The sequence below is a fragment of the Leisingera sp. SA215 genome (assembly GCF_055902035.1).
Genome location: NZ_JBVVXU010000058.1, coordinates 1 through 11,077, shown reverse-complemented (window position 1 = coordinate 11,077; position 11,077 = coordinate 1). Strand labels below are relative to the sequence as shown.

Sequence of the window (11,077 nt, the reverse complement as noted above, 5' to 3'; positions counted from 1 at the left end):
ACCTGCCGCCCGCTGTTGGCAGAATTTTTCTCGGACCAGACCGCAACGACGAAGTGAATGTGATACGCCTCTTCGTCAACATGGGCCGAGGCAAAGCGCAGTTGGTCATCCGGAAAGTGCTGCGTCAGGAATTTCATCGCGACCTCCCGGAATTCCGCAACACGTTCCGGATCCCACTTCAGGATGCCGGGCCCGCCAAACCAATTCTTGTTCGCTGTCAGGACGCCTTCACGCAGAGGTCCTTTGGCGCTTTCCTTCCAGGGATCTGAAGGCCCCTTGGCGGTTTCTCTCTCGGCTTGACTGATGCGTGATTTCGCCCGCAATGCGCGAAGGCGCTCTTCAAAATTGTGCTCACGCATCTCTGCAACTTCAGTGCAGATCCGCTCTTTCCAACCCGGCTCTCCGGCAAGAACTTCGTTCAGCCCGGACACATCCCGGTCGACATGGTCCAGGTCGCCGCCGGCGCGCTTGTCATGCAGCCGGAATTTCCAAAGCTGATGCGGGAACAGGCCGGCGAACCGAAGGACGACAGGTGCCGTACCGAGTTTGTCGGACTGGTCTTGGCGAAACTTGGCATGTACGGTCATCTGCAACCTCAGATCTGCTTGACTGATCCGAGTGTCTGCGAAGACGACGAAAATCCCGAGAGACTTGATTGGTTTTGTGAGGCTTGTACTCACTAGGCAAGTTGCAATCCCAGGCTGGACCCCGGATTTGCAACTTTCCGTTCGCGAGGGGGATACCCCCTTCGATCCCCTCCTCGTCAGCACATCTGGGCTCCGCCCAGACATGCTTCCTGCGGCCAGCAGCCTGCTGGACCCGCCCTGCCGGGGGCGGTGGATGCCTTATTTTTTCGATAATCTGGATGCGCAGGAGGCTGTCTCCCTTCCGTAGCCTAGTGTCGATCAGCTCGTTTTTGCCAGCCAATCTATCAATGCGCGCCTGATCATTTCTGGGCGTGTCGGAACGTCAGGCTCGAGCCGCCGCCTTTCGTCGATCGCATCGATGAGTTCTCGCGGCAGTCTAAGCGTTAGAGGAGCTGTGTCTTTTTTGGGAGGGGCCATTTCAATATTACCATTTTGATGTTGACATCATAATGGCATTATCGCATATTGTGCGGGCGAGGCAAGAGCTGGAACCTCTTCCCCCGCCCTCATCAATCCGATCTGCAAGGAGATCAGAATGACTACCGCACGAGTTACCACGCGCGTGAGCGCGGCGAAAGACCTGCGTCCTGCATTGAACGCCCCGGTTTCGGGCGAGACGCTCACCGCTCTCTTCCGCAAATTCACCATGCTCATCGAAGCTATGGATGAGGCCATCGAACTGGAGCGCGACCTGTCGCATGCGATGAGTTGGGATCCTGCCACCAGCGGCTTCTTCGAGGTCGCCGAAAACCAGTGGCAAGAGTGCTTGCGTCTGGCGTCCGATGTTTTTTCCGCAGCTCCGGCCTTCGCATCGGACCAGCCGCTGCAGCGCATGTCCATGCTGCTGCATTTCCTTATCGAGTCCTCAAGCGCGGATGAGGCATTGCGCTTCCAGCACTTGCTCGAAAGCAATCATGAGCTCTTCACCGCAGAAGACCCTGAACGCCAGGTCGCGCTGAGGACTGCCGCCCGCCAGGTGAACACGCTGGCGGACCTCGCCCTGTCTGCTGAGGCGCAGGATTACCTGCCCGGCTAAGCCGCCCCTTACCCCGCCTCGATTTCGCCTGACCCGCAGCGGAACTGCCCGCCTGCGCCCTGCGGGGTCTCGCACAATTCCAGAACTCCCCGGCGGATGCCTCATAACCGGCGCCTGCCCACTCCCGCTATTCCGAATGGAGATTTCAATGTGCAATAGATCAGCCACTTGCCCGCTGGACCTACATGTTCACTGGCGCGAGACCGCCAAAGCCAAGGGCTTTGATATTATCAGGCGGATCAAGGACCGGTATCACCTCCTGCTGTCGTGCCGCGCCTGCGGAGGAGCTCACGTCTGCAAACTCTTTGTAGTAATGAACAACCAGCCCAGCTGCCCTCATTGTGTAGAAGCGCGCTGGCAAGAAGATGCCGTGGCCGCTGGCCTGGAGTGGGCCGGCCGCGACCCGGAAGATCGGCACTACGGCTTCTACATTGCGGGCTGCGGGCACCGCCTGCGCCGCCAGTTCGAGATGGTGAAGCGGGCAACTGAAGGCGTCTGCGACGTCCGCTGCGAGATCTGCCATAAAGACAAAGAGCAGGCCGAAGCAGAAGAACGCGGCTGGGAACTGCTCGGGCCGGACCCTCAAGGGAACCTGAACTATCGGCTGTATCGGCACCCCGGTTGCGGACATCGTCAAAGAGTGGCCAGAGCCAATATGCAAAGCGGACGATTTCAGTGCGCCTGCTGTGGCACAGGCTGGAGCAGTGCGGGGAGCTTCCTTTATGCAATGCAGTTCAAGCTCGCCTGTGGCCTCAGGCTGATCAAGCTGGGCTATAGCCGCGACCCGCACTCTCGTCTTCGCCACCAGCTTCTGCGTAGCAAGGATACGGACGCACAGATCCTGAAGACAGTTCCCATAAGCACCGGCCATGCCGCTGTTCAAATCGAGCGGCGTCTGCATGCGCAGTTGAGAGCAGCTTCTCCCGACAGCATTGCACCGCATGTGCTCTACCGCGACGCTCTGCGGGTTCGGAGTGAGATCTACTTCCCGGACGCAACGCAGAGGATTCTCGGGATGCTGGAAGCCGTCGAGGCCGCCGCCGCCTGAGCCCGCGCAGCTGTGCTGCCAGCACGGCCAGCCCTTTCAATGCGAACCAACCGCCCGGTGCCGCCGGGCGCTCCCTCCCCTATTTCCTGACGACAGGATGTCCCATGTGCCAATCCAATCCGCAGCATGCTGCTCCGTCCCGTACCCACCGCTTTCCACGCCCTGTTTGGTTCAGTTTCGCGGAGGCCACGGCCCTGCGCATGCAAAACTATTTCAAGAGTTTGCAGGCTTCCTCAGACACCGAAGCGGATAATGAGACCGCCAACCCTGCTGGCCGCCGTAAGGACGTGACGGAATCTGCGTCAAACCCGGCCAGTATGACCAACAAAGACCGGTCCGCGCTCCTTGAGCGGCTTAGCGATCATCCGATGGTCCAGCATTTGCCACCTGATTTGTGGGAGACGCTGGCAGCTGAAGACGCTGATCCATTTGCCTGCGATGAAAGCGGCCGGAACATCCCCGATACACACATCTCCACGCGGCACTTGCTGCTTGCGCTCCGGCTGGCTGCAGGTTTCGGGAACCCCAAAGCCGTCGAAGCCCAGCTTCAGCACGGAGCCGTGACCATCTTGCGCGGGATCGCTCCAGCTGATTATGAGATCCTCGGGCGCGTGCTCACCCAAGCCATCCTGCCGGAGGGCTGGAGCAGCACCGATCCCCGGCGCATGGTGAGGCAGCAAAATCGCGTGGCACTGGTGCAGCCGCGCGCACATGGCGCGGAGCCCGCTCCGCGCCACCTTGAAGAGTTGCAAGACCTAGTCAGCGCAGGCCTCATGCTAGGTCAGCCATTGTGGGTGGTCCTGCCAAACGAAGCGGACCTCCCGGAACCGCTTCTCGCAGAGTATTGCACTGAACTGTGCTTTCCCGCCCCGGAAACGGATTTGCTGATCGCGTTCCTGCGCGCCAGCCACTCCCGTACCGGACGGATCGACGAAGTTGCCACCCGCGCCGCACTGCCGCCGGCAAAGCACCTGCGGGAACTGCCCGCCGCCACGCTTGCTTTTGCGCTCCGGGCACCGACCGCAGTTCAGGTCGCGCAACGTCTGGCTCAAAGCCTCGCGGCCCCGGAGGCCGCCCCCACCAAGACGGCACAAGAGGAACCAGCGGAGATCACTGGCATTGGCCCGGCCTATGACACCGCCCGTTGCCTCGTCGCGGACTTGCGGCTCTGGAGCGAAGGCGGCACTGCCTGGAACGAGATCCCCCACTCATTGCTGTTACACGGCGTACCTGGGACAGGCAAAAGCCACCTCGCCCGCGCGATGGGCCGGAGCGCCCAGGTGAATTGCGTCGAGACCAGCTGCGCCGAATGGCAAAGCGCGGGGCATCTTGGCAACCTCCTGCACGCTATGCGCAAGAGCTTCGATGAAGCCCTGAGGCAAGTGCCTTGCATTCTTTTCTTGGACGAGATTGATGCAATCGGCTCCCGCAGCAGCGGCGACAGGCACGGCGCAAGCTACAGGCAGCAAGTGATCGCCGGCTTACTGGAGCAGATGGACCGGATCAGCCGGGAGGAAGGCGTGGTGGTCGTTGGCGCCTGCAACTACCCCGAACGTATCGATTCCGCGGTGCTGAGAGCCGGGCGGTTTGACATCAAGATCGAAATGCCACTGCCAAGCAAGGCTATGCTGCAGCATCTCCTCGCTGAGCGGCTTCAGAACGCATTCCCTGACGATGCACTGCAGCAGCTGGCGCGGGATTGCATCGGCAAGACCGCCGCCGATATCGACGCCGCGGTCCGGACCGCCCGCAGCGAGGCCCGGCACACTGGCTGCCCGCTCGATTTGCAGCTTCTGCAACGCCATCTTGCGGTCATGAAGCAGGAGGAGAACCACGGCCTTTGGTACCGCATTGCTGTGCATGAGAGCGGCCACGCAATTACTTCGTGGATCTTCGGTGAGCAGGTTCGGCGGATCCGCCTGTCTCCTGCCGGCGGAACTGTCGAACGCAATGTGCCCCGGAATGCGGGTCTGGATACAGACTTCGACCGCCAGATGTACATCCACTTGGCCGGCCGCGCTGCGGAACGCCTCTTGCTCGGCAACGTCTCAGCCGGAGCTGGTGGAAGCGCGGCCTCGGATCTGGCTCAGGCCGCGCAGCTCTGTCTGGCAATGGATTATGAGCTTGGCCTCGGCATCCACGGCAACGCTTGGCTTGGGCCGCCAGATCCGGCCCGTTTGACAGCAGGAGAGCGTAAACGCATCCGGGAGCGTCTCGACTCTGCTGAAGACCACGCCCGTGCGATGCTGTCCCCCTATAAGAAATTGCTGCGGGATATGGCTCAGGCCCTGGTAAATGAGCGAGAGTTCGATGCTGAAGCGGTTCGATCCTGGCTGGCCGACGTGCCGCAGAAGGGGGCCCCGGAACAGTTTCTGGACCGGTAGATGCACCGTTCTCCTGCATTCACATGCAAGCTAACGCCCGCTAAACAAGCGGCCTGACCGCCGGATTTGCGCAATTCATTTGCGCAAATCCGGCGGTCAGGCTCCGATTGGTGCAATATCCGGACCTTTCCTTCGTGGAAATATTTCTTCCCAAAGCCCCGCCGGGGCGGTCTATGCCCGCATCCCTTCCCAGCTCCCTCTGCAGAGGGAAAGTTCCGTATTTCCAGGCCCTTGTCCACAACTTCCGTCTCCGCAGGGTTACAACCCGGGTCGCTCCAATCCAGTCCGGCGCAGTAAACTGTCTCCATCAGCACACGCGGGCGGTCACCGCCCACCGGAAACAGGAGACCTCGGCCTATGGCACGGGACCGGAAGAGACATGCCGAATGCCAGCAGGCGCCGGAAACACCCGGCCGCCCGCAAAACGGCTCCTGCCGGCAGGTCCCCAGTACCCGCGCGTCACTTCACGAACTCCTGCGCGCCCTCGCCCGCGAGGCAGCCCGCGCCGATCACCGGGACGGCAAAACTCCCGGTTAACATCAAACCACCGGAGAACCGCCATGTCCCAGCCCAAGCTCAGAGCAGCCATCTACGCCCGCTACTCGACAGACATGCAGCGGGACGCATCTGTCGAAGACCAGATCCGAGACTGCACGGATTACGCCAAGGCGCAGGGGCTTGAAGTCGTTGCCACCTACTCCGACCGCGCTATCTCGGGCGCCAGCCTGATGCGCAGCGGCATGCAGGCGCTGCTGCGCGATGCGCGCGGCGGCACCTTCGATGTACTGGTCTCGGAGGCGCTCGACCGGCTGAGCCGCAATCAAGCTGACATTGCCCATATCTACCAGGAGTTCTGCTTCAACGGCCTCCCGATCGAGACCCTGGCCGAGGGTGTGATTTCCGAGATTCATATTGGGCTGAAGGGGACGATGAATGCGCTGCAGCTCAAGGACATCGCGATGAAGACCCACCGCGGTCTCAAGGGGCGCGCACTGGAGGGCAAATCCGCCGGCGGCAAAGCATACGGCTACCGAATGAAGCCGCAGCTCACGGCCAGCGGCGACTTAATCCGCGGCGAGCGGGAGATCCACCCGGAAGAGGCAGACATCGTGCGCCGGATCTTCGCGGATTATGCCCGCGGCCTGTCCCCGAAGAAGATCGCCGAAGCCCTCAACCAAGAAGGTGTTCCCGCCCCGTCCAGCCGCTATTGGGGCGCTTCCACCATTCATGGCAACCGCCAGCGCGGCACCGGGATCCTAAACAATGAGCTCTACATCGGCCGGCAGGTCTGGAACCGGCTGCGCTACGTGAAGGATCCGCAGACCGGCAAGCGCATCTCGCGCCTGAACCCGGAAAGCGAGTGGACTATCACAGAAGTCCCGCATCTGCGGATTGTCGAACAGGAACTCTGGGATTCGGTCCGGGCCCGCCAGGGCGAACTGAAGACCGCGGGCACCAATGTGCCGGTCTGGGACCGGCGCCGCCCCAAGACCTTGTTTTCCGGCCTGATGGCCTGCGGCTGCTGCGGCGGCGGGTTTGCCAAGATCTCCAGGGACAGCTTCGGCTGCTCCCCGGCCCGGAACAAGGGGGCCGCGGTCTGCAGCAACAAGCGCACGATCAAGCAGGCTGATCTGGAAGCCCGGGTGCTGGATGCGCTGGAGAACCACCTGATGGATCCGACAGCCGTGCAGGTCTTCTGCGAAGAATACACTGCCGAACGCAACCGGCTGCAGGCCGCAGCCGCCGGGAACCGCAAGGAAAAGGAACAGGCGCTCGCCCGCGCCAAACGCGACCACCAGAAGCTGGTGGATGCGATCATTGCAGGCATTCCCGCAGACCAGGTGAAGGACCGGTTGATCGAGCTCGACGCGCGGCGCCAGCAGCTGGAACGGGAGCTGGCGTACACCCCTGCCCCGGACCCGGTGGTGTTTCACCCGTCGATGGCGGAGGCCTACCGGGACCGGGTGTCGCGGCTGATCAAGGGCCTTGGCTCCGCCGAAGGCATGGAAGACGCCAAGGAGGCGCTGCGGGCTCTGGTGGAGCGGATCGTGCTGACGCCCGCGGCGGGGGGCGGTGGCCTGGATCTGACACTGGAGGGGGATCTGGCCGGGCTGCTGCGGCTGGCGGCGGGTGCGGCGGGTGCAAACGCAGGAAAGGCTCCGGGCGGTGCGCCAGAAGCCTTTGATATGTCTGAGGAAATTGTGTTGGTTGCGGGAGCAGGCAACCGCCGTATCCTACCTGCTCTCTCCGCAATCATATAAACGTATGATAGCGCACAGCTAACGGCATGTCTGCGCAGAGAGCGGACTTTGCAAAGTCATGATCACGGCACCTCCAGCATCTACAGGACAGGCCCATTGCTACCATTAAAAGGTTGGCGCTGGTTTGTGTGCAGCATCGGGCTTCCTGCCTCTCACTTATCACACCCCATGTCTGCGCAGTTAAAGCCGGTTTAACTTCCGCAGGCCGTCGGATAGGCTGAAGAACAGATATTAGAGCAGCATCTATTGGATCAACACAGTATGACGACCATTTCCAAGCAAGGTTCCCTTTGGCGAAGATGGGATCTTCATCTCCATACGCCCGAAACAAAGCTCGCTAATGATTATGAGGTCGCGGTGGGGGATGTATGGGACACCTATCTGGACGCCCTTGAAGCTTCGAATGTCCAAGTCTTTGGCCTCACCGACTATTTTAGCTGCGACAACTACTTTCTTGCCGTCGAGAAGTATAAAGCACGCTTCCAAGATGGCAAAAAGGTGTTCTTCCCCAACATTGAACTCCGTCTATCTGACGCTATTGGTAAGGACGGCAACAGCCCGGACATGCACGTTGTTTTTGACAATGATCCCGACGTTTGCCCTCAGGAAAAAATCACTACCTTTCTTCGAAATCTAAAAACTCATCTCTATGATGAGCATGGTGTTGAGGTTTCTTGTGCTGATCTTGCTAACAAGGGAAACTACGATCAGGCGACAGTGAGCCTCAAAGGTATTCGGGACGCACTGACAAAGACCTTTGGTGACGCGAAACCCTACCTCCTGATATTTCCGGCAAAGAATGACGGGATGAAGTCGCAGGATACGGGTTCACCGCGAAAAATCAGCATTGCTGAAGAAATCGATAAGGCAGCGCATGCGTTCTTCGGTGGTAGCGACAGCACCGAATATTTTTTGAATACTGAGCGATACGAGGAAGGCGAGGCAAAGAAGAAGCCCGTTTTTGATGCTAGTGATGCTCACAGCTTTGATGACTTAGAGCGCCTCAGCGGTGATGTTACTGGCTTTGAAGCAACTTGGATTAAGGCGAACCCCACCTTCGAAGGCCTCAAGCAAACGCTCTTCGAGCCGGAAGCAAGAGTGTTCATCGGAGAGGAGCCTCCTGTTCTTCAGCGCAGGAGTTCAGAGGCAACCAAGTTCATTGACCATTTGAATATTCAGAAAGTTCCGACCTACGGAAACGAAAATGGATTGTGGTTCAAGAAGGTCGATGTGCCGTTTAATCCTGAGCTCACTGCGATCATTGGGAACAAAGGGAGTGGGAAAAGCGCCCTAGCAGACATCCTCGGGCTTCTTGGGGATTCTCGTGCGGAGGAAAGCTTTTCATTCCTTGCGAACTCTCGAGGGAACGTGAAATTCAAGCAGAGAGGCTACGCTGAAAACTTCGTAGCCACCCTTACGTGGGCTGATGGCAACTCAGCATCAAAGAACCTCAGCGAAGGAGTTCGGTTCACTGAGCCTGAAAAGGTCAAATACCTCCCTCAGAACTATTTTGAGACACTGACCAACGAGATTCAGGAGGTTCGCCAGTTTCAAACCGAAATCGAAAACGTAGTGTTTTCGCACGTTGAAGAAACTGACCGCCTAAATCAGAGTGGTTTCAAGGAACTCGAAGAGCTCAAAACCCAAGAAAGCCGAGAAAAGGTGAGTGACCTGAAGCAGAAACTTCGCGAGCTCCACCATAGGCTTGACGATTTGAAGGACAGAAGTCAGCCTGAGTTCAAGGACACTTTAAAAAGGGAGCTTGATAAGCTTAAGGCGGAACTTAAAGCTCTCGAAGCTTCGGCACCGGCCGAAATCCAGAAGCCTTCAGAGGAAAGTCCTGAACAGAAAGCTATCAGCAAAGAGATTGAAGCGTTGAGCGCGTTGCTTGTTGGCCTTGAAGCGCGAAGAAAGGAACTGACCGGTTTGCTTGCAAATGCGAAGGAGCGGTCAGAAAAACTCAAACGCCTCACCAGCAAGCTCACTGAGCTTGGAGATTATGTACAAGTTGATAAAGAGAGAATAGCAGCCCTCTGCAAGGAACTTGGTCTTAACGCAGATGACATTGTCACGCTCAGCATCGACACTTCATCACTCATTCAGCTCAACAGTTCGATAAAGGGTGAAATTGCTGCGTTGACGGTAGATGGTAAGCTAAAGTTCGCCGAGGAACAAGAGTTTGGAAAAGCGAGTGATTACTGCAGCCTCCCAGACGTTGACGCGGTGATAGAGGCGCTGAAACAGAAGGTTTCTTCCTTGAGAGAGCAACTGAGTGCTCCGGGTAAGAGGTATCAGTCTTATCTCCACAAGATGGCTGAATTAGATAAGCAGAAGACCTCTCTCCTCGGGGACGAAGAACAACCGGCTCCTAAGACGATCCGCCACACTGAAAACCAGATCGCATACATCGAGCAAAATCTCGAAACTGAGATTGCCGCGTTAGAGGCAGAGCGCAAGAGAATCTCTAAGAGCATCTTTCAAGCAAAAGAGCTGGTTCTTTCCTTCTATACGGAGCTTAAACAAAGCGTCGAAGACAAACTTAGCATCTTTAAGGAGGACAATTTTAACGTGAGCATTGAAGCGTCCTTTGTTCTTGATTCAAATTTTTCCGACCGATTTTTTGAATTTATCAGCAAGTCAGCTCGTGGCCCATTCCAGGGAGATGGCGAAAAGGCTCTTCGAGACTTCGTTTCTGAGGTGGACTTCGGAGATTTTGCATCTGTCTATGGATTTTGTGAGACGATCCTCCAAGAAATCAATAACCACGACGTTTCCAGACAAATCAGGCGGAACAAGACCGTAAAGGAGTTCTGTGACTTCCTGTTCTCCCTTGACTTTATCCAGACGATGTATGAACTGCGGCTTGGAGATAAGAACCTCACCCAGCTATCTCCGGGTGAGAAGGGGCTTCTTCTCCTTGTTTTTTATCTACATTTGGACATGGAAAACACGCCTCTCATTATTGATCAGGCAGAAGACAATTTGGATAACGACAGTATCTTCTCAGTCCTTGCTAAGTGCATACGTAGCGCAAAGAAGAATCGTCAGGTTGTCCTAGTGACACATAATCCCAACTTGGCTATTGGGGCGGACGCCGAACAGATCATTTATGTAAAGCTCGAAAAGCATAAGAACTACAAATTCTCTTACGAATGCGGGGCTATCGAAGAAGCTCGCACCAATGCCAATGTGGTGAAAGTTCTTGAAGGGACCAGGCCTGCCTTCGTACAGCGACGGCTCAAATACCAAATCTAGCAAGCATCGATTTAATGTCCGCAGGAGATTTATTCTGCACCTGCGGCGAACGGTCACCTCTCGCCCTCACTCCGGGAAGGCTCTGGTGCTGCGGCTGCACAAGTCGTGTCCGCTTCGGGCTGGCTTGAGCCGATCACAACTGGCCTGGGGCAGGCTGGTGCTGGTTTCTCGGTGCTGTACTGCCGCATGGCGGCAGTGAGCCCACTGCTGCCGCTCCCAGGCCAGCCGGCCTTGCTTCCGCAGCATGTTAATCACAGCCCGAAGCGGTCCTTGGCGGGGGCGCCATGCAAAAGATGCTGCCGCAGCAAAAATCCTGGCCGTGAACTTCGTTCCTGTTCCCGGACACCGGGGTAAAGTACCCCTGTCCAAGAAAGGAACATGGAATGGGACACTCGAGGCGGACGTTCACAGACGAGTTTAAAGCCGCAGCTGTTGGTCGGCTTTAT

8 protein-coding genes are annotated in these 11,077 nt (G+C 57.8%); 5 read left to right on the top strand and 3 right to left on the bottom strand.

Annotated elements, in window-relative coordinates:
• Both AC0KW6_RS22450 and AC0KW6_RS22445 read right to left on the bottom strand, forming a co-directional pair.
• On the bottom strand, positions 1-770 hold a 770-nt coding region (locus AC0KW6_RS22450; protein ID WP_474036165.1), incomplete at its 3' end, for a plasmid recombination protein.
• A gap of 135 nt (positions 771-905) precedes the next feature.
• The gene (locus AC0KW6_RS22445; RefSeq protein ID WP_474036164.1) at positions 906-1,064 is read right to left on the bottom strand and encodes a ribbon-helix-helix domain-containing protein; all 159 of its coding nucleotides are present in this window, start codon (positions 1,062-1,064) and stop codon (positions 906-908) included.
• Positions 1,065-1,182: 118 nt separating this feature from the next.
• On the opposite strand from AC0KW6_RS22445, the gene AC0KW6_RS22440 reads away from it, so the two are divergent.
• Together AC0KW6_RS22440 and AC0KW6_RS22435 are read left to right on the top strand one after the other, a co-directional pair.
• On the top strand, positions 1,183-1,683 hold the full coding sequence (locus AC0KW6_RS22440) for a hypothetical protein (RefSeq protein ID WP_474036163.1): 501 nt from the start codon (positions 1,183-1,185) through the stop codon (positions 1,681-1,683).
• Positions 1,684-1,996: 313 nt separating this feature from the next.
• The gene (locus tag AC0KW6_RS22435) at positions 1,997-2,731 is read left to right on the top strand and encodes a GIY-YIG nuclease family protein (protein WP_474036162.1); all 735 of its coding nucleotides are present in this window, start codon (positions 1,997-1,999) and stop codon (positions 2,729-2,731) included.
• A gap of 302 nt (positions 2,732-3,033) precedes the next feature.
• Here the strand turns inward: AC0KW6_RS22435 and AC0KW6_RS22430 are convergent, their stop codons facing one another.
• Positions 3,034-3,483: a hypothetical protein gene (locus AC0KW6_RS22430; protein WP_474036161.1), complete on the bottom strand. Its 450-nt coding sequence runs from the start codon at positions 3,481-3,483 to the stop codon at positions 3,034-3,036.
• 129 nt (positions 3,484-3,612) lie between these two features.
• On the opposite strand from AC0KW6_RS22430, the gene AC0KW6_RS22425 reads away from it, so the two are divergent.
• The 3 genes from AC0KW6_RS22425 to AC0KW6_RS22415 all read left to right on the top strand — a co-directional run bounded on the left by AC0KW6_RS22425 (position 3,613) and on the right by AC0KW6_RS22415 (position 10,631).
• Positions 3,613-5,115 carry an AAA family ATPase gene (locus AC0KW6_RS22425; protein WP_474036160.1) on the top strand — a complete coding sequence of 501 codons (1,503 nt, stop codon included), beginning with the start codon at positions 3,613-3,615 and terminating at the stop codon, positions 5,113-5,115.
• Positions 5,116-5,675: 560 nt separating this feature from the next.
• A complete protein-coding gene (locus AC0KW6_RS22420; RefSeq protein WP_474036159.1) occupies positions 5,676-7,376 on the top strand; it encodes a recombinase family protein in 1,701 nt (566 codons plus the stop codon).
• A gap of 261 nt (positions 7,377-7,637) precedes the next feature.
• Complete coding sequence (locus AC0KW6_RS22415) at positions 7,638-10,631, top strand: TrlF family AAA-like ATPase (protein ID WP_474036158.1); 2,994 nt, start codon at positions 7,638-7,640, stop codon at positions 10,629-10,631.
• Positions 10,632-11,077 lie beyond the last annotated feature (446 nt).

Bases quoted from the DNA above. Each gene is read 5' to 3' on its own strand.
- AC0KW6_RS22415 (WP_474036158.1), top strand. From the start codon at position 7,638: ATGACGACCATTTCCAAGCAAGGTTCCCTTTGGCGAAGATGGGATCTT.
- AC0KW6_RS22435 (WP_474036162.1), top strand. From the start codon at position 1,997: ATGAACAACCAGCCCAGCTGCCCTCATTGTGTAGAAGCGCGCTGGCAA.
- AC0KW6_RS22440 (WP_474036163.1), top strand. From the start codon at position 1,183: ATGACTACCGCACGAGTTACCACGCGCGTGAGCGCGGCGAAAGACCTG.
- AC0KW6_RS22445 (WP_474036164.1), bottom strand. From the start codon at position 1,064: ATGGCCCCTCCCAAAAAAGACACAGCTCCTCTAACGCTTAGACTGCCG.
- AC0KW6_RS22420 (WP_474036159.1), top strand. From the start codon at position 5,676: ATGTCCCAGCCCAAGCTCAGAGCAGCCATCTACGCCCGCTACTCGACA.